Raw genomic sequence first — 18,059 nt, 5'->3', positions numbered from 1 at the left:
GTCCCTCCACACCGTAATCTCGCAGGCCGTAATAGGGCGGAGAGGTAACGCATACATGAGCGCAGTGATCCGGTAAGGCACGCAATCCCTCCAATGCGTCAGCCTGTAAGAGAAGCCCCACATCCGAAAAGTCAATCCGGTTCATGGATTCCCTTCCTCCTGATTTCTGAGACACGAAAACCAGGAAGAATAATCGGACGGGAAAGGACAGCCGCCAATTTTCAACCATTCACCACGACGTAATCCATGCATGATTGACCAATCAGGGCGCATGAAAGGTGCTTGTATATTCTTCCACTCATCTTCCGGGATAGATCTGTTTATTCCCGTTCGATTAACCGTAACCTTTATTAGTATGTTAGTTCCTTGGGGTGTCAGCTGGGCGCAGGGGGAGGGTGTCAAAGAGAGAAAATGCGGAAATCTGTCCGCCGATGCGCGCCGCTGCTCCCTGTTTTTTGCAGGCAGCGAAGATACAATATGTACAGTCAGCAGGGAAACGGCAATCATGCGGCGCAGAACGGCGCTGGACAGCTTATGGCAAGGGGACGTCAGCACAAACAAATTGGCGCGTGTGCCGTGATGGCCATACTTCGCCCAGCGTGTTTGCCGGATACGGCGCAAAAATCCTTCCCGGCAAAGCAGGGAAAGGTTTTTCGTCACCGTTGACAAAGTGACGCCGCAGGCGTCGGCAATCGTCTTGCGGGAAGCGGAGCACTCGCGCACACGTCCGGCAAGAGAGGTAAGAAAGGAATAGATCCGGCAGGCAAGAGCGGGAAGCTGCACGGCGGCAGGGGTGATAGGAAAAAGGCGCACCTTCTTGCCCTGTTCTTTGACGGAAGATGGCTTCTGAGTATCTTCCATGCGGAGCTGCGGACAGTCCAGTATGGTGTAGCGGTTGGAGGTCTGCCGTCCATTCTCGCGGAAGCGGGATACGATGGCGATCAATCCTTCGTGAACAAGTTCACGGGTGGCGCGAACAACGCCGGAAAGAGACAATGCAGCTTTTTCCGCAATCGTCCGTTTGGAAACGAAGCATTCGCGTGTGCTGTTGTTGGCGTACTGACAGAGAATCAGATATACTTTATATGCTTTTGTGCTGATAGAGGCTTCCAGAGCCGCTGTGCTGCCGGTAATATACATTTGTCAATCCTCCTAATAAAACGCCAGCCGCCCTTTTGGGGGCGGCTGGCACTGCTTTTCCCAAGCCTTAACGCTGCGGCATGGGAATATTTCTTTGCTGCTGTAGTTCAGGCGGCTGGATGCCGCGCAGTTTTTTCAGGACATCGTTCCAGTCGTTCTCTGCCGGAACATGAACTGAGATTTGATAGCGGTCGCCATATGTTTGTTTCAAATGCTCTGTTGCGCGCTCCCCGGCCTTTTCCTTGTGCTTCCCGTCATCGTCCCGGTTCAGTCCCAGACGTATCTCACTGATTTCTGGGTGGTTGGCAAGAAAGCTTTCAAGGCCCACGGATACATTTGCACCCCCAAGAGCCAGAATAGGATATTTCTTATAGGGACTGCCGGTCATCGTGCAGAGATCCCGGTAGCTCATGGCTTCGATGGGAGACTCCACAATAACCACACCTTTTGCTTCTATGCTTCCCGGAAGCAGAAACGGCCACTGTTTATTGCTGCCCGGCATATCCATTTTGAAGCCCTTCCCTATGGAATTCATGCTGCGAATAGAACAGTATTGTGCGTTGCCTTCTGTATCATAGCCAAGCATGGCAAGCCGGTGTTTCTCCTGCAAAATTCCCTGCTGTGCCAGCTGAGAGGCTTCTTCTCCCGTCACACAAAGAACCGTTTTCTTTTCCGGAAGCGGGTGCAAAACGTCCCTGGAAACAATTTGACGCTCCTGCAGATAAGGCCGGACAGCTTCTTCCATATCGGGGCGAGAAGGAATATACAGAGCAGCGTTATCCTGTTCCGATCCCGCATATCCACATATCCGCATTCCCACAAACTGACGTACCTGCATGATGTGACGATCCTTTAAAAGCGGTCGGATGAGCTGCGGGGAAATTCCCCTTGTCTTGTGCAGGTACGCAAAGACATATTTCTGCGATTTGTCCATTTCCGGCAGGACAAAAGGAACCGGCTCCTGCGTTGGAGCTGGTGGAGTGGGGGTAACGGGTGGTAAAGTTTCCTGCGCCTGCATGGGCGGGGAATGAAGCGTTCCCGCCAGTGTCAGCACAGCTTCCACATACGATTTTCCCTCATAGATCTGCATGAAGTCGAGCGCGTTGCCGTAGACTCCATGAGAGTTCCAGAACCACTTGCCGTCCGGAGTGAACACCATGGAGTCATGTTCGGGCATAGTGTATCGGTTGCCGGCACGCTTGAGCTGGTAGCGGCTCAGAGCATATTCCAACGCGGAGGAGTTTTCAATGGCTCTGTCCAGCTCTTCCTTGGTATAGAATAGTGTACCATTCTTACGTTGGGACATCCTTTTTCAACTCCTTTTTCTCACCGCCCATCAGCTTGCGCAGCATCCAGAGCCGTAAGCGATCCTTTTTGCGGACGGATTTCCGGGGAAGAAGCTCCTGCAGGCCGGAGGTGGAGAAAAAAGCCAGCACAGCTTTCTGATATTCGTTTTCGGGAAATACGGTCCCCTGGCCGTCTGCTCCATAGACAGCATACTGCCGCTGCTTACTCTCCATATCAAAATAAGCGGTCAGGGAACCCGGCCCGAATTTTCCAATCAGATATTCGTGATCCCCGACCGGCGAATAATCTGCATACTGCTTGACAAAATCTGCTGCTCTGCCCAGGGCTTCCACTTCGCTTTCTTCGCCCTGGATACAGGATATTTTCCCGTCATCCGCGAGAAAACCGATCGGAACATTCCCACGGCAAATTACCTGGAATCCGCTCTCGCCCTGGTTCACAATGGTATATCCCAGCTTGGAGATATACCAGGAATAGTTATCGTCACGCACGGTCTGGCTCCCCTTTCTGCGGCGGCGTCAGCTGATCCTTCTGTGCTTTGGGAAGCAGGGCTTCCCATTGACCTTTTAATCCGGCCCTCTCAAAATTCTGATCCAGATTACGCAGATTGAAGTGTCCGAGATCAATAGATTCCTCCAATGCCTCGCGATCCAGAGTGCCATACAGCTGCATGACGATATCCGTCTGCTGCTCGGACAACTGCGGATTGAAGCCCTCCATCATTTTGATTTCGCTCATCTTCATATCAAAGTCATGCAGGATAGCTGCCTTCTCCCGCTGTGCTTCCTGTGTCTCCTGCTCTGGAACCGGCTGCTGGATTGGAACGGATTTCTGTTCCTGAACAGGCTGCGGCGCTGGAACGTGGCGCTGTTCCTGAACGGCCTGTTGTACCGGGACAGCGTGCTGCTCCTGAAGGGACGGCTGCGGCGCGGTTCGCCCCTGCTCCAGCATAATTTCCGCTACAATGGCGTCAATTCTGGATTGCTGCTGGGGAGTGGCATAGTTTGTATACTGGATTTCAGTGGGTGCTTCCGGACGAAGATAGGCTACATCCCTTTGAGCGTTGTCCCGGATTGCATAGTGCTGGCCTTTCCGCTGATAATGGACGCGGATGGAAAGACCGATTTCCGAAAGTTTTTTCCGTAAAAGCTCCAGGAAGGAAGGACGTTTCGGTTCCCTTTGCTGCTGGCTGTACATCGTGGCCATCCCATTGCGGCCAATGTAGCCGACCTCCTGCCCTGCGGGATCGACAATCCGGTATTGCTTCTCCTGCGTCACATATTGCGGCTGCTGATGATGATTCTGCTCCTGTTGGGGAACCGGTTCCGCACGGGAAACGGCCAGGTTGGAGACACGAACAAATTCCGCTACTGCCTGTCCCCGATCAAATGAGGACTGGAGAAGCACCTGTTCCCCATTCTCCCGCCTTTCGTAGATCTTATAGACCGCCTGCCTGTTCTGTGCATCGTAGTCCGCAGTCAGCATACAGTTTTGATATTGTGTCATCAACAGCCCCTCCGGGCGCTGTTCCAATCCCCGGTGATTCCGTGCAAAGGTGTTGATGGCCTCCAGCTCCGCCCTGACATTTTCATGTTCGGGCAACAGAGAAACCGTTCCGTTCTGTAGAATAAAACCCAGGGGCTGTCCATCCTTTACCACCGTGCAGGGAAAAACACTGTTTCCCAGAATACTGATGAGTTCATACCCCGAGTTTGTCAGCAGATTGGTTGCCACGCTCATCGTCTGTGTCTCCTTCCATCAATGTCATCAATGTTTCCAGATCCCGGTTCTGGATGGCTTCAACAATTCCCAGCACATCCATGCGATCCGTTTTTATCGTGTTGAGCTTCCCCATCACCTCAGACAGCTCCAGCTGACGGAGCTTCTTTTCTTTCTGTGTGATGGATTCCTGTAAATCCCTGATGCGCTGTTGGTCGCGCTCAATGGATGCTTTTAATTTTTCAATCTTTTCGTTCATCCGCTTTCTCCTTCCATAAAAGAACGGACAGGGGAAGTTCCCTGTCCGTTTTGCCAGCGGACATGTGTCCGCTCAGGATGTTTCCTGTGTGAAATAATCCAGCGCGTCCACACGCTGACCGTTTTTGCGCACTTCAAAGTGCAAATGGTTTCCGGTGGAATTGCCGGTGCTGCCGACATAACCAATCACTTCGCCCTGCGATACCTCCTGACCGGCTGTGACGCAGATAGAGGAACAGTGGGCGTAGAGGGTTTCAAAACCATTCCCATGATCCAGCTTGACATAATATCCATAGCTGTCTCCCCAGGAATCGGTTCCGTTTGCAATTTCCACGGTTCCGTCCGCCGCTGCGAGAATGGGCGTTCCCTCCGGCATAGCGATATCGGTTCCGGTATGGAAATCTGGTTTTCCGGTAACGGGATTCACACGGTTTCCAAAGTAAGACGTGATGGTTCCATTTTCGGGAAGCGGCCACTGGAAAATGCCGGTTCCGATCCAATCGGCGTCCGGGTCAATGATTTCCCCGCCACCTCCTGCAATCCCATCTGAGGGGAAAATCTCCTGGAGGGTATACAATTCTTCCAGCCGTTGTTCCATCCGTTTCCGTTCCTCTCCGGAATATCCCAGCTCATCCAGAATATCTTCCGGCGCTTTCCTGGTGATCACATAGATTTTAATGTGCTTGATGTATCCCATCCCTCCATCTTCTCCGTCGACCCTGATTTCTCCATCCTTTGTCTTATAGGTGTTCAGGAGATCGTAGATCCGGCTCATTTCCGCTTTAATTTCCGCTGTGAGGGAATCGACCACCCAATCGCCGGTGGCCAGTACGGCCAGCGCATAGGCGTTTGTATTGGGATAGCTGCCCTCACGTTCATCATCCGTTCCCATTTTGTTCTCGATTTCGTTGCGGAAGGAAGTGTCCAGGGATGTCACATAGGTTTCCAGTGCGGTGTCATCCAGAGACGCCCCCACGCCGCCAAAGAGAGAAGTCAGCGCAGTGGTGAGGGTCACAAGGAGCACAACAAGAGCCAGAAGTCCGGCAGCGACAAGCAGGATGAGAACAGGCGGGGAGGAAAGGGCGGCTTTGTGAGCCGCCGCGCTGCCTGCTTCCTTGATGAAAACCTGCTGCGCCTGCTGTTGTGCGGCTTTCTGTGCCGCCTGCCTTGCCGCTTTTTTCGCTGCCTGCCGATGCACTGCCGCCTTGTATTCCCGTTGCTTTTTCGTCTCGTTCTTTTTTCGGCGTCGAAGCAGAGAGACAAGGAATGTGGTGTTGGTGCGGACAGCGGTAAGGGAAGAAAGTGCGCTGTTCTCATCCTGTTCCTGTGTGGAATGCACTGTGTTCCGTGCAGCCATGGAGGCTGCTTTGAACAGTGGGCCAGCATAAGAGGAACGTGAGGAAGCGATTGCGGAATTGTCCGAATGAGAACCAGAAAACGAGGTACCGGAAGGTTCACTGGTTTCTCCTGGTCTTGCCTGTAAAAGGGCAGAGGAAATGGAAGAACCAGACGCAGAACCGGACGGAAAAAATCCGGCATGAGAGCCGGCTCTTTTCCTGCGTTCCTGGATCATTTTTCCCCGGCGGCGCAGGGCAGCGCGCGTCTGGATTTCCCGGTTGTCTTTCCACAACCGGCGCACAGCTTCCAGCCTGCCTTGCTCAGAAGCCCGAAGCCGTACCTGTTTGGCAGCTGCTGCCTGCCGCTCTTTAGGAAGGACAGAACGAGAAACGGCGGGAACTTTGTCCTTTTGCCGCGATCCGTCCCGCAATCGCACCGGATGCTCCGATTTTGCATCCAGCCGGACAGCAGAGGTCGGAGAAAACTTTCCCCGGCGCAGGGAGCCGGGATGGAGCCGCCTGGACGCTTCCGCTGGTGCGGAGTCGGCCCGGAACCGGGCTTCACGTCCTGGATGGAATTTGTGCTCACCGGAATCGGTAAGCTGTTCTCTGCTCCCCGTGGCAAGGTTTACCCGCTGCATCCCGCCCCGGGTAAAACGCACCACCTCCTTTTCAAGCATCTGTGTCGTTCCTTCCCACCGTGGTGCTGAACAGCTGATACAGCTCACTGCGGCGGAAGCGGTTGGAGAATTCCACCATGTTATTTCCTGCCTTGAACAGCCCTGTTCCCGGTTCGCAGGACAGGAGGAAGCTTTCCTGCTGCTCCGACAGGGAAATGACCTGCGAGAGATCTTCTATCATGTCAGGCTTCTCTCGGTAGATCATAATGAATTCACTGTTGGCAATCAGCGCCTTGCTTTCCTCTGTCCGGCAGACGTCGCGCACCTCCTGTGTCATACCGGTGGCTATCAAGCCGTATTTGCGTCCCCGCTTCCAGGAGTTCATCAACCATTCCGCCGTGGTGGGATTCCGCAGGCTGTGATGAATTTCGTCATTCCAGAGCCAGGTGGTTTTCTTTTCCGCTTGATTCCGGGAAATGAGATTCCAGCAGAAGTCCTGGATGATACTCATGCCCATGACGCGGAGCTGCTTGCCGAGATTCCGTGTGCTGAAGCACAGCACACGGTTTTCGGTGTCCACATTGGTGCGCCCGTTGAACAGGTTCAGAGAGCCGTGGACGTAAATCTCCAGCGCTCTTGCCAGATCCTGTGCTTCCTGCGACTCCTGCCGGAGCAGCGCTTCATAGAAATCCTCAAAGGTTGGGATGTTCTGCTGCTTTGGCTTGGACAGATACGGCTGGTAGATCTCCCGGACACATTTGTCAATCACGGATTTCGTGATGGGATCCATCCCTCCATGATAATTCAACGTAATTTCAATCAGGGAAATGATGAAATCGGATTTCAGGGGAACGGGATTGGGATCCTCGTCGCCGCCATAATACTCGTTGATATCGAAAGGATTGAAGTGGGAAGTCGAGGAATTGGAAAGATCCACCACCTCGCCACCCATCATTTCCACAAGGGGAATAAACTCCCCATCCGGGTCAATGATCAGAATTTTATCGCCGGTTCGCCAGTAGCACTCCCATATCTCGGCCTTGGCCCCCATGGACTTGCCGGAACCAGAGGTGCCGAAGTAGAAGCCGTGCGCGTTGGTGTAGTTTTTCCGGTTAAGCGTCAGGACGTTGTTGGAACGCCCGTTGCGGCCATAGGAAAATCCATTGTCCTGTACGATTTCCACCACATTGAACGGCACAAAGGCCGCAATGGAGGACGTGGTGAAGGTGCGGGACACAAAGCAGTCGCTGCGTCCGAGAGGAACAACGGAGTTCAGCCCATTCTCATGGTCAAAGCGGAAGGGACGGGCAGAGCAGCCTGCCGCCGCCACACGATCCTGTACGGATTTCATCACTGCGTCCACTTCCTCCGGCGTCTTTCCCCGGACGTAAACAAGAAAGTTTGCAAGCACCATTTTTTCATCCCTGGTGCGCAGAGATTCCAGAAAGGTTTCCACGGCTTTCAGAGCGTTCTGCAAATCGCGGGGAACCTCGGGGATTAAAACGCCAGCTTTGGACTGACGGGACAGATTGTTTGCTTTCTCCATATCGAGCATCCGGAGACGCTTGCGAAGCTGCTGGACAGCATACTGCGATTCCTGCGGCTGGACATTGATGGTGATCAGAATGTCCTCATCGAGCGAAACAATCTGCTGAATCAGGCCGTCACTGATATCCTGCGGGAAATCGGCGAGAAACAGCGTGCGGGTGTAGTAGTCGCCGAGCTTGATGTACTGTTCCCCCTGCACTGCCGTCTCAAAGGTATCCGGCGCTATGATATCCTTATCATAAATACCTGTGCGCGCCATTTGCAGCCAGGAGATTTCCGAGTGATCCTCGGGCCGGTAGACCTCCCGGAGCAGATACAGGAGAGGAATTTTCTCCATCTGGCGTGTCTGGCATCCGATGGCACGGAGCAAAGAGAGTGCGTCACGGTCGATGCGCTCAAAATGCTTTTTGGCCTGGATGTAGTCTGACTCCACAACGGTAAATGTCATATACTTTTCCTGGATGTAGGCATCAGAGCCGGTGAGCCGGTCTGCAATGGCGTCGTTGTAGTCCGTGATACACTGCTTTTGCAGCTCCGTCGCCCCTTCGGGAACAGGAAGCTGCAAATGAACTGTGGAACGCGCCAGAGGTTTGCTCAGGACATGGATTTGCAGCTGGGAGTGATCGTCCAGCGCCATAAGAAACTTGCAGTATTTTTCCAGAATTCCCACCTGTAAGGCTTCCGGAACGTTGACATAGTTTGTATCCTGCACGGCAAACGTCAGACTGTAGTGGGAATTTCCAAGATAACAAATCCCATCGTCATACATGGTTTCATAGGGAATACTGCTCTGCACGGTGCGCCGCTTGTCCCAGGGAGCAAGCAGACGCTTCGGTTTTTTAGGCTTTCTGTGCGGCGTCACCGCTTGCGTTTTGGGCTTCTTCTGTTTCAAGCCTTGCGGCCTCCTTTTCAATTCTCTGATACAAATTGTCCATCTGGTACGGACGGTTGTGGGGATATTTAAATTTCCACAACAGCTTGTATCGGATGACCTTTTCGAGCGGCTGTCCGTCCTGCTTGATAAAACCGCACAGCAAAACCGGCATTCCAAGCAGGATGGCCACTGTGGCGGCAAGATCAATGCTGCCGGTCAGCAGGTATAACAGAGCAAGAGTCGGGGCAATGACAGCCAGTGCAATACAAAAGCATACCACCTGGCGAAGCGTGAAATTTCCCACGCTCTTGCTCTCGTAGCCATAGATGTCTTCCGGAATAGAAACAATCAATGAAATTCCCCCCTTAAAATGTTCCACACATCCGTTTTGCCATGGTGCCGGTTTTCAGCAGAGCAAAAATCAGAATGGCCATAGGCCAAATGAGATTCCATGTGCTGTACCAATCAATGGTTGTGGTGTTGACGTTGCTCCAGCTCAGCGCGCTGTAAATCACAACACACAGGAGCATCAGGACGCCCTGAAGCATGATGGCCGCAAAATTCTTGAAGTAAGTTTTGGCTGTCTGTGAATGTTCCTTACTGGGCAGAGTCGCCAACGGAAGCGGCGCGACAAGCCAGTACAACATCATTTCAAACAGCCTGCCATAGACGATGATCCAGATTACGCCGCCCATGACGGTGACAGCCAGGTAGGGTCCCTGCATCTGTGCAAGAATCGCAATTTGGGAAAGAAACGGCTGGCCGCTTACGGAATCTAGAAGCGCCTGATAATCCCACTCAATCGGCGTGAGTGTGACAGTAAGGGATCTGGACAGGCTTTTCAGGATTCCGTTGAACAGGGTAAAAACAATCTGGAGAATATCATAAGAACGGAGGACTACGAAATAAGGGATGATAAAGCGAAAAACAGTAGCGGAAACCAGCTTGGCGTCCAGCTCTCCATCCGAGCGGCAATACAGGTCGTACAACTCGGATGCCAGGAAGAAACCAAGAATGGCCAGAGCAAAGGGCATCAATGCAAGCGAAGCTGTTTTCAAAAGTGTATCCCAAAAATCCGTAGCAAACAGATCTCCCGGTGACATGGCAATGAGATTTGCGACTTCCTCCACCTTATCGGTCAATCCCTCATAGATGACCAGGATGTATTTGTTGATTGCATCGAGCAGATCCATGTGGACTTACCTCCCCAGGAACCGCCCTATCATCACCATGACATGGCCGGAAATACCCGCTGCGGCTTCCGCATCTTTGATTTCTCCTTCCGCCCATGTGAGGATGAAGGCGGAGATAGCAGCGAAAGCAATCCCGCCGATGATTTTCTTCAGTCCGGAGCTGTTCTGCTGTCCATCTCCGAACATATCGTATATCCCCCACACAACGGTGATGCCGCCGAGCACTATCAAAAGGATTTTCAGAATCTTGAGAATTGTTGCTGCGTCCATATTGTTACCTCCGTATTTACGCATTGATGTTGATGGTTGTCACATAATTGGGCTGCTTGATAGTTCTTCGCCGTCCCGCGTTTCGATCGAATACATAGCCACCTGTATCCTCATCCGCGAGAAGCTTGTACCGGGGATGTTCCCGGACGTCATATTTCTTACTGCGGAACGGCGGATATCCCTTAACAAAGACAATGCACTCCGATTTCGGGAGCTGCGCCAGCTCCGTCTGATCCAAAAGCGAGCGGCCCGTTTTTTGCTGGTTCTGGCTGTAGCTGTTCTTGCCGAGACTGCCGGATGTACCGGAGCCGGTATAGGAAACCGTATCAATGGTGGCCTTGCCCAGCAGCTGCTCGGAGACATACTTGGTGGTTTCTTCACCGGAGCCGCCGAGAAAGAGCTTGATGGGACAAGAGGCCGGGATTGCCTGAGCAGCTTTATCATATACTGCCTTAAGCTGGCTGAGATCCTGGAATATCAGTTCATAGAAGATCCAATACTTTCGAGTTGTTGCAACCATTTTTTCCAGATTGGGAATTTTGCCAATGTTGGCAATTTCATCAATGATACATCGGATGGGATAGATCAGATGTTTTCCAGGCATTGGCTTTGCTTTTTTTATATTGCAATGGATCAATGTATTTAACAGAATAGCCACCAGATAGTTATAGGCCGTGTCGGTTTCATCCATAATGATAAAGAGCGCTGATTTCTCCATTCCCATTTGATCCAGATCCAGTTCATCTTCAAGCATCAACTGACGAATTTCTGGAATGTCAAAATCCGCCAAACGGACTCCAACGCTAATCAGAATGGATTTGATCGTCTTACCGGCTCCCATTTTGAATTTTTTATACTGAGCAACAGCGTAACTGTCCGGGTTTCTGGCTTCCAGTTCCTCGAACATATAGTCAACGCTTGATTTAAAATTTTCATCCTCCTCTTTGGCCATAGACTGATTCAGCAAGCGGACAAGAGAGGGAATATTCCGCTGCTCTGGTTCGGCGGTTTCAATCAGGTATGCTATGTGTGCCATGAACCAAAGCCGTTCCGCCTTATCCCAGAACTGTTCACCACTTTGGGGATGGCTGGTATCTCCGCTGGTATTTGTCATCAAGACCTCAACGAATTGGCGAGTATCCAGTGGCGTCTTACAGTAACTCAGGGGATTAAAGCGCATACTGTTCTGCGGGTTCGTAATGTCAAAGACACGCAGCTTATACCCTGCGTCTTTGAGCATTTTCCCTTCCGCATAGAGATGCTCTCCGCTGGGATCCGTGATGACATAAGAAGCATTCAGCTGTGCGACATTCGGCTTGACATAGTTCCGGGATTTACCGGAGCCAGGGTCGCCCAGGACAAGCACATGGTTGGCAATTTGGGTTTTGAGACCATTCATACTGAGCTGTTCGCTTTTGGAGAGGATAATGGTGTTATACGGATCTTTATCGGTAAGTGGTTCAAAATCATCTTCCGTTCCCCACCGGGCGGAGCCATGCTCGATATCCTCGTACTCCCGCTGCCGCCGGAAACGCAGCAGGCCCAAAAAAAGGCCGCAGGCGCAGGAACACCAAACGGCTTTGGGAAAGTACTGATTCAACTGGAAACCGCTCAAAAAATAGCCTGACATTGCAACAAGAAGTGCGCTGACCAGAATGGCCAGCGCACAGCATTTAATGATTCTCTTTTTCATCGAACCGGTTCCACCTCCCGGACTGCTTGTTCCACCTCTTTCGCGGCCTGGCGGAGCAAGAAGGCTTTCTCTTTTGCCTGCTGCATAGCGTCCTCAAGATCGTTCCAGCTTTTTGTTTTGTCTTTGAGCATATCGGTCACAGCCATATCCAGTTTGTCGATATCTCTCTGGCGAAACGTAAGAAACACCATGTTGGGATCGTTTTCTTCCTCGATCGCCGTGTACTGAAGCCCGTACTTCTGCGCGAACCGATCAAAATCCGCAATCCGCTCTTTCTTCACCTCGACTCCCTGGATAGCCGCCTGCTGATTTTGCGAAAGATTTTCCAGGGATACGGTTCCTCCTTTTGCATTGCTATGGAGCATATTAAGAATTTCCCGTCCGGCCAGTGCAAGTGCGTGGCTCAGCGTATGCCCACCCAAACGGACACCGAAAGTAACCAAACGATCCGCCAGCTCGTCACCGATCAATTTCCTCATCTCCTCTCTGTTCTTTTCCAACTGCCGCTCTCATGCGTATCAGCTCCTTTCGTTCCTGGCGGATTTCATCCATCCGCTTCTGCAATTTTTCTTCCTGCGCGCTGTCCTTATGGATACGCGCGTTTTTCAGATTACTCAGGATTTCTTTTTCCTCCGTGCGCAGTTCTGTCAGGCGTGTCAGGTAATCCGACTGCGAGGAAACGTGCTGCTGATCCATAGCGTCCATTGCCGCAAATTTTGATTTGACTTCCCGCAGCTTCACGGAATAAGAATGCGGATTTGGTTCCCGGAAAAGCGGACACGTGTCCGCCCGGGTGAAGTCCCCGATTTTCTTCCGCAGCGATTGTTCATCAAACCCATACCCCAGACTGGCCAGTGTAAAATTTCTTTCCTGCCCGTTCGTCCTGTGACGGAAGGAAAGACGCTCGCCCCTGCGAAACATATAGTATTTCGTTTCCATCAGAGAAAGAAATTCCTCCCAGCTTTTCGCCTGGGAGGAAAACTGTTCCACGTCTTTCCGCATGGTGTTATGATATCCGGAAACTTTCTTTCCTGGATGATGGAGTCCCGGTCTTTCTTTTTTGGGTTCCTCTACAACGGACAATCCGTGCGCCCGGCAAAGACGGTCACTGATCCGCGCAACGCGATCCGGCGTGTATTTATCCTGATGAAACTTTTTGTAGTCTGCGCCAACCACATTGAAGATAATGTGGTTGTGAATACATTTGGAATCCGTGTGAGTTGCAACGATATACTGATATTTGTCTCCCAGCACTTCCTTTGCAAGCTGGACGCCAAGAGAATGGGCCAGCTCCGGCGTTACTTCGCCGGGCGCGAAGGATTGGCGTATCCACATGGCACAGTAGGATTTTCTGCTGCCGTTTTGTTTTACGCTTCTGCCGGTGGCCTGCTCCGCTTCCTGCTGGTGCAGATACATTTCCTGCGCCGCCGACTGTGCTTCACATTGAAATGAGGAAACGAGGGAACCATGATCTGTTTTTGCCGGATCAATGACATAAGCGACACTTCGTTCCAGCGCTGCCGGAACGGAGCGGTTGCCTATTTCAATTCCCTCAAAAAACGTAGTCGCCATTCGCTCACCTCGTCTGCCATCCGCGTGAGTTCCGGGATGTTGATATCGTGGTAGGTGTTAGCTACCTTCGCGAGCTGGTTAAGATTGTTTCCTATCCGGCCCAGCGCGGCGACGCACTCTTTCAGCACCCCATAATCTTGGTGGATGATGTATCCGTCCAGAATCATTTTGCGAATATAGGCACTCTTATTTTTAATTCCAGCTTTTTTCATGTTTTCCTGTAACAGTTTGTTTTCTGACTCCGACAGGAAAAAAAGAATCTCCACCTTTCTGTGTCTGTTCGGTATAACATTTTTCCCTCCCTTCAGATTTTCAGTTTCGTAAGGGGTTTTAGGGGATTCTCCCCTAAGTGTTCTCCAATTTTCCATGCCTGGAAAATTGGAGAACGTGGCAAGTGTATATACACTTGCAGTGCTTGCCCGGAGGGAATACCCACATTTTTCATTTTTTCCTCTATTCAAATTCATAAAGCGTTCATATTCTTCGCCGCGCATGTTCATAATTTATTCATGAGAAAATCGGGAGCTGCGCGCGAAGTCGGAAAGGGGGAAAACAAAAGGCGGGTGTGCTTTCCGCACATTCCCGCCTGTGTGTTCCCGTTATTCTTCGGCCAGCTCCTGTTTCAGCTTTTGAATCAGACCACCGAACACTTCCTTTTCCATATCACCGCCGTGCTCCATACTCAGTTCCAGCTCCGCAATCAGCTCCTCCTTTGTTTTGTCAGGGGACAGAGCCATGATTGCCTTCTCATCTTCATCGTAAAACACCATTGTTTTCTTCTCCTTTTTTCATATTTGAAATGCTGGTAAAGCTTTACCGATTCATTTCTTCCTGTATCTGATTTCTGTTTTCCTGATCGAATACAGGTGAAATAGAATCCAGCTTATCCAGCTGTTCCTGCTCAGAAATAATTTTTTGGGGCGCTGCATGGGAAGGATCTTCAAGCGCCTGATATTCTTCCAGACTGTATAGAATTGTTTTGGCTGCATTGCTGATACCGGAAATAATCTCCAGCAGTTCTTCCGGTTTCAAAGAACGTCCCCAGGATGCAATGTAGGGAAAAGAATAATCGGATGTATCAAGCCCAAAGTGATCCGCAATCATGTAAGCCACACTCTCTGCTTCAATTTCCCGCGTTTCTCTGGATTCTTCGCGGCTTTCGTGAAGCTTCGAGTGTGCCAGCTCATGCAGCGCGGTTTTTACACTCTGCATCTCTGACATTCCCTGCTTGATGACAATTTTCTGTTGTGCGAAATCGCAATACCCTTTTGCAAAGGGAACATCCTCAAACGACACGGAAAACGGTGCGGCAGCATGTCGGATGCCCGCCATAATACTCTCATAATTTCTGGCCTCGCCGTGCAGCTCCGATGCAAGCTCCGGGGGATCTTTTCCATCCGTCTGTGAGATATCATAAACGTATCCGACACGAAAAGTTTTGGCCTGCTCTTTCCTTATCTCTTTGACTGGATCTCCATTTTCATCGAGAACAGGATTACCGTTTTTATCCCTTTTGGTTACCTCCAGTTTAACATAATAATTGACGGGACAGAAGATCTGAATTCCCTTTTCCCCGTAGCGAACCTGACGTCCCTTTTTCTTCCAGGATTCATAACCGGCCACGAGCTGAGCATCAGGCTTTTGAAGGAAAATGAGAATTGTATTACGGATGGAATAGTGATAAAAGCTGGAATAAAATTTCAGGTAATCTTTAAATTTTTGAGAAGTAAACACCTCCTCCACACCTTGCAGAAGCTTTTCCGCAAGCAAATCCTTTTTCACCTTTTTCTCTTCTGGATTCATTTTTCTCACCCTCTTATTGCTTGTTCAAACTGGGCGATCTGCTCTCTGCATTTTTGACAGATCGCATACTCGTCGTATTTCATCAGCTCGTCGGAACTGCCGCAGAAGATACAGCTGCTGTCAATCTTACTCAGTACAATCTTTCCTCCTTGAATCGTTACTTCAAGATTGTCATATAGATCGATATGCAGCTCATTCCTGAGTTCTTTGGGAATGGAAATCCGGCCAAGTCCATCAATATGTCTTTGCATTTTTCTTCACCTCCTTATACTTTTCAGGATGAGGAAAAGGAACCTGTGCAGCAGATTCCCCTTCCTCATCCTGAAAAACGGGCGCTGGTTTGAAACAGCGTCCGTTTTCAGAAATGAGATTATTGGTTTAAAAAAGCGGACACGTGTCCGCTCGGGTAAATCTTAATATCCGGTTGTGGGATACTTAATCGGCGGTGCAATCACCTGAGTTACCCAAGTGTAATCAGACGTGAACCACTTGTCGTTGTACTTGCCGCCGACATCGGTGCGGTTGGCGAAGCGGTAGCCGTTGGCCAGATTCGGAAGGACGGTGACAAGAATCATCGGCCTGTTTTCCTCCCGGAAACCGGCTTTGACGGTGCCAAACTCAAAGCGGAAATCGGTGATATACTCGTTTGACGCCAGACCAAGACGGGACGCGCTGCAATCCAGGTCATACGACTGCGTGGACAGCAGGCCGGTTGCCAGGTCACGATAGGAGGAATTGAGATTCGTCTTATAAGTGACCTTGTATGTCAGTCCGGGCTGGTTCCAGGTGCCGGTGTGGATAACGTTCAGTCGAACGGCATCGGTCGGAATCTGGTCGTGCCAGAAGAAGTTTTCGAGCGGAACGTTGGACAGGTTGCAGATATCCCAAAAATCATACCGCATTTGCTGGCCGGGCGTGACGGTGATATTGCCCTGTTTTTTGACGCTGGTGGAAATATTCGCCGTGTTGTTGAGCACTTCCACCTGTACCACGTCGTTCGGAACCTTCAGCTGCACCTCAAATTCTGTGGTGTTGAGCTGGTAGTAGTCCGGAGCGGTGATTTCCCGGATTTTGTAGCGTCCAATCGGGAGCGGGCCGGATGCGGCGACGCCGCGATAGTCGCTCACGATACGGTCAACCACAACGCCCGTATCGGCGCGCGTGATTTCAAAGATTGCGCCTTCCAACAGGCTCCCCGCCGGTTTGCCGGTGATGGGATTGTAGTCCGCCGACTTTTTGATGATCTGGATTTGTCCCTGTGTTTTAGAATTCTCCCAAAGGATTTCCTCCGTGCTGCCGTTCTTTACGATAATGCGCTTGATACGGTCATCCAGTGTGTAGCCGTCCGGAGCCTTAATCTCACGGAGATAGTACACACCGTCCGGAATGTCCTCATCCAGCTCGGCATAGCCGTCCCGATCCGTGACAAGCTGCGCGATGGTGTGATAATCCTCGTCCATCAGAAGAAATACCGCGCCGTACAGGCCGCGATCCGTATCGGCGTCAATCTTGTGGATGACGATGCTGCCAAGACGGTCGTTCTCAAATTCCAGTACGGTGGTTTCGTTTGGCTTGATTTCCACGGTGCGGGGAGTGGAATCCAGCTTGTAACCGCTGGGAACCTTGGTTTCCCGTACCACAACGGTCTGCGGCTCCAGCTCCACAAAGATTTCGCCGTTGGCGTCGGTGGTATACTCGCCGATGAGCGCGCCGTCCGGTTTGGTAATGCGGAAGGTAACGTTTTTGAGGGGCTTGCCGGTTTGTGTGACTTTTTTCAGGATTTTCAGCCCGCCCTCATAGTCATTGACGAAAGTCAGCGTGGTGGGCTTCCCGGCCACGACCTCCACTGTCTGCGGTGTGGGGTCGAGAATCACACCGTCCGGCACGGCAATTTCCTGCACCTTGTAAGTGCCGGGCTGTATATTGTTCAGCACGGCGAGGCCGTCACTGCCGGTGGTCACTTTGGTGACTTCGGCTCCGGCCAGTGTAGAAATCAGGAAGGTAACGCCGCCAATCGGCTTACCGTCACTGCCAACCTTGCGGATAGTAAATTCTTTTACATATTCGTTGACGAAGGTCAGCGTGGTGGGCTTCCCGGCCACAACCTCCACTGTCTGCGGTGTGGGGTCGAGAATCACGCCATCCGGCACGGCGATTTCCTGCACCTTGTAAGTGCCGGGCTGTATATTGGTCAGCACGGCGAGGCCGTCACTGCCGGTGGTCACTCGGGCGACCTCCGCGCCCGCCAGTGTGGAAACAAGGAAGGTAACGCCGCCGATCGGCTTGCCGTCGCTGCCAACCTTGCGGATCGTGAAGTTTTCAATGCGCTTGTCCTCAAAGACCAGCTCCACGGTTTCCCCAGGCTTGACGGTCACGGTTTTAGGGCCTTCGCTGATTTCAAAGCCGTCCGGCGCTCTGGTTTCCGTGACGATATAGGTTTTCGTGGGGTCGAGACCGGAGACAAGCACCGTTCCGTCCGCGCCGCTGGTGTAGTTGTCGCCAATCAATGTTCCGTCTGCCGTTGTCACCTTAAAGATGGCTCCTGACAGCGGATTTTGTGTAGATGCGTTCCGCTTCTTGATAAGAATGGAACCATACGGTTCATTTTCAAAGACAAATTCCACGGGATTTTCGCCATCCACCAGCTTGGTCTGCGGCGTGGGATCGAGCACATAGCCGTCCGGCACGGCAATTTCCGTGACGGTGATATAGCCGCTCGGTACG

Annotated in this window: 18 protein-coding genes; all 18 read right to left on the bottom strand. The window is 51.5% G+C overall.

Going from position 1 to position 18,059, the window contains the following annotated elements; translation table 11 throughout:
- Window positions 1-141: 141 nt before the first annotated feature.
- Entirely contained in the window at window positions 142-1,140 is a 999-nt protein-coding gene (locus B5F35_RS15315) for a helix-turn-helix domain-containing protein (RefSeq protein ID WP_087242461.1), read from the bottom strand.
- Window positions 1,141-1,207: 67 nt separating this feature from the next.
- On the bottom strand, window positions 1,208-2,446 hold the full coding sequence (locus B5F35_RS15310) for a toprim domain-containing protein (RefSeq protein WP_087242460.1): 1,239 nt from the start codon (window positions 2,444-2,446) through the stop codon (window positions 1,208-1,210).
- Complete coding sequence (locus tag B5F35_RS15305) at window positions 2,433-2,939, bottom strand: hypothetical protein (protein ID WP_087242459.1); 507 nt, start codon at window positions 2,937-2,939, stop codon at window positions 2,433-2,435. Before B5F35_RS15305 ends, B5F35_RS15310 begins: the two co-directional genes overlap by 14 nt.
- Window positions 2,932-4,188, bottom strand: coding sequence for a hypothetical protein (locus tag B5F35_RS15300; RefSeq protein WP_087242458.1), 1,257 nt, complete (start codon window positions 4,186-4,188; stop codon window positions 2,932-2,934). The genes B5F35_RS15305 and B5F35_RS15300 overlap by 8 nt, the downstream gene beginning before the upstream one ends.
- Window positions 4,148-4,426: a hypothetical protein gene (locus B5F35_RS15295; protein ID WP_087242457.1), complete on the bottom strand. Its 279-nt coding sequence runs from the start codon at window positions 4,424-4,426 to the stop codon at window positions 4,148-4,150. Before B5F35_RS15295 ends, B5F35_RS15300 begins: the two co-directional genes overlap by 41 nt.
- Window positions 4,427-4,498: 72 nt before the next feature.
- Complete coding sequence (locus tag B5F35_RS19325) at window positions 4,499-6,442, bottom strand: M23 family metallopeptidase (protein WP_242969554.1); 1,944 nt, start codon at window positions 6,440-6,442, stop codon at window positions 4,499-4,501.
- Window positions 6,435-8,822, bottom strand: coding sequence for a VirB4-like conjugal transfer ATPase, CD1110 family (locus B5F35_RS15285; protein WP_087242456.1), 2,388 nt, complete (start codon window positions 8,820-8,822; stop codon window positions 6,435-6,437). The genes B5F35_RS19325 and B5F35_RS15285 overlap by 8 nt, the downstream gene beginning before the upstream one ends.
- Window positions 8,770-9,156 carry a PrgI family protein gene (locus B5F35_RS15280; RefSeq protein WP_162611450.1) on the bottom strand — a complete coding sequence of 129 codons (387 nt, stop codon included), beginning with the start codon at window positions 9,154-9,156 and terminating at the stop codon, window positions 8,770-8,772. The genes B5F35_RS15285 and B5F35_RS15280 overlap by 53 nt, the downstream gene beginning before the upstream one ends.
- Window positions 9,157-9,169: 13 nt before the next feature.
- Window positions 9,170-9,997, bottom strand: a complete 828-nt coding sequence (locus B5F35_RS15275) for a VirB6/TrbL-like conjugal transfer protein, CD1112 family (protein WP_087242454.1) — start codon at window positions 9,995-9,997, stop codon at window positions 9,170-9,172.
- Between the two features lie 6 nt (window positions 9,998-10,003).
- A complete protein-coding gene (locus B5F35_RS15270; protein WP_087242453.1) occupies window positions 10,004-10,267 on the bottom strand; it encodes a hypothetical protein in 264 nt (87 codons plus the stop codon).
- Between the two features lie 16 nt (window positions 10,268-10,283).
- A complete protein-coding gene (locus B5F35_RS15265) occupies window positions 10,284-11,960 on the bottom strand; it encodes a VirD4-like conjugal transfer protein, CD1115 family (protein WP_087242452.1) in 1,677 nt (558 codons plus the stop codon).
- The gene (locus tag B5F35_RS15260; RefSeq protein ID WP_162611449.1) at window positions 11,957-12,430 is read right to left on the bottom strand and encodes a DUF3801 domain-containing protein; all 474 of its coding nucleotides are present in this window, start codon (window positions 12,428-12,430) and stop codon (window positions 11,957-11,959) included. Before B5F35_RS15260 ends, B5F35_RS15265 begins: the two co-directional genes overlap by 4 nt.
- Window positions 12,420-13,532: a relaxase/mobilization nuclease domain-containing protein gene (locus B5F35_RS15255; RefSeq protein ID WP_087242450.1), complete on the bottom strand. Its 1,113-nt coding sequence runs from the start codon at window positions 13,530-13,532 to the stop codon at window positions 12,420-12,422. Before B5F35_RS15255 ends, B5F35_RS15260 begins: the two co-directional genes overlap by 11 nt.
- A complete protein-coding gene (locus B5F35_RS15250; protein WP_087242449.1) occupies window positions 13,499-14,032 on the bottom strand; it encodes a plasmid mobilization protein in 534 nt (177 codons plus the stop codon). The genes B5F35_RS15255 and B5F35_RS15250 overlap by 34 nt, the downstream gene beginning before the upstream one ends.
- Before the next feature lie 99 nt (window positions 14,033-14,131).
- Complete coding sequence (locus B5F35_RS18790) at window positions 14,132-14,302, bottom strand: hypothetical protein (RefSeq protein ID WP_162611448.1); 171 nt, start codon at window positions 14,300-14,302, stop codon at window positions 14,132-14,134.
- A 43-nt stretch (window positions 14,303-14,345) separates the two neighbouring features.
- Window positions 14,346-15,335 (bottom strand): ArdC-like ssDNA-binding domain-containing protein, encoded by a 990-nt coding sequence (locus B5F35_RS15245; protein ID WP_087242448.1) that lies wholly within the window; start codon window positions 15,333-15,335, stop codon window positions 14,346-14,348.
- 5 nt (window positions 15,336-15,340) lie between these two features.
- Window positions 15,341-15,586 carry an AbrB/MazE/SpoVT family DNA-binding domain-containing protein gene (locus B5F35_RS15240; protein ID WP_087242447.1) on the bottom strand — a complete coding sequence of 82 codons (246 nt, stop codon included), beginning with the start codon at window positions 15,584-15,586 and terminating at the stop codon, window positions 15,341-15,343.
- 162 nt (window positions 15,587-15,748) lie between these two features.
- The coding region (locus B5F35_RS18785; protein WP_275532266.1) for an MSCRAMM family protein at window positions 15,749-18,059 on the bottom strand (2,311 nt) is incomplete at its 5' end.

The sequence above is a fragment of the Anaeromassilibacillus sp. An200 genome (assembly GCF_002160025.1).
Classification (GTDB): Bacteria; Bacillota; Clostridia; order Oscillospirales; family Acutalibacteraceae; genus Caccousia; species Caccousia stercoris.
This window is presented reverse-complemented; position numbering and strand designations above follow the sequence as displayed.

What these genes read in the sequence shown, in the direction of transcription:
- B5F35_RS15315 (WP_087242461.1), bottom strand. Translation starts at nt 1,140, where the DNA reads ATGTATATTACCGGCAGCACAGCGGCTCTGGAAGCCTCTATCAGCACA.
- B5F35_RS15310 (WP_087242460.1), bottom strand. Translation starts at nt 2,446, where the DNA reads ATGTCCCAACGTAAGAATGGTACACTATTCTATACCAAGGAAGAGCTG.
- B5F35_RS15300 (WP_087242458.1), bottom strand. Translation starts at nt 4,188, where the DNA reads ATGAGCGTGGCAACCAATCTGCTGACAAACTCGGGGTATGAACTCATC.
- B5F35_RS15295 (WP_087242457.1), bottom strand. Translation starts at nt 4,426, where the DNA reads ATGAACGAAAAGATTGAAAAATTAAAAGCATCCATTGAGCGCGACCAA.
- B5F35_RS19325 (WP_242969554.1), bottom strand. Translation starts at nt 6,442, where the DNA reads ATGCTTGAAAAGGAGGTGGTGCGTTTTACCCGGGGCGGGATGCAGCGG.
- B5F35_RS15275 (WP_087242454.1), bottom strand. Translation starts at nt 9,997, where the DNA reads ATGGATCTGCTCGATGCAATCAACAAATACATCCTGGTCATCTATGAG.
- B5F35_RS15270 (WP_087242453.1), bottom strand. Translation starts at nt 10,267, where the DNA reads ATGGACGCAGCAACAATTCTCAAGATTCTGAAAATCCTTTTGATAGTG.
- B5F35_RS15265 (WP_087242452.1), bottom strand. Translation starts at nt 11,960, where the DNA reads ATGAAAAAGAGAATCATTAAATGCTGTGCGCTGGCCATTCTGGTCAGC.
- B5F35_RS15255 (WP_087242450.1), bottom strand. Translation starts at nt 13,532, where the DNA reads ATGGCGACTACGTTTTTTGAGGGAATTGAAATAGGCAACCGCTCCGTT.
- B5F35_RS15250 (WP_087242449.1), bottom strand. Translation starts at nt 14,032, where the DNA reads ATGAACATGCGCGGCGAAGAATATGAACGCTTTATGAATTTGAATAGA.
- B5F35_RS18790 (WP_162611448.1), bottom strand. Translation starts at nt 14,302, where the DNA reads ATGGTGTTTTACGATGAAGATGAGAAGGCAATCATGGCTCTGTCCCCT.
- B5F35_RS15245 (WP_087242448.1), bottom strand. Translation starts at nt 15,335, where the DNA reads ATGAATCCAGAAGAGAAAAAGGTGAAAAAGGATTTGCTTGCGGAAAAG.
- B5F35_RS15240 (WP_087242447.1), bottom strand. Translation starts at nt 15,586, where the DNA reads ATGCAAAGACATATTGATGGACTTGGCCGGATTTCCATTCCCAAAGAA.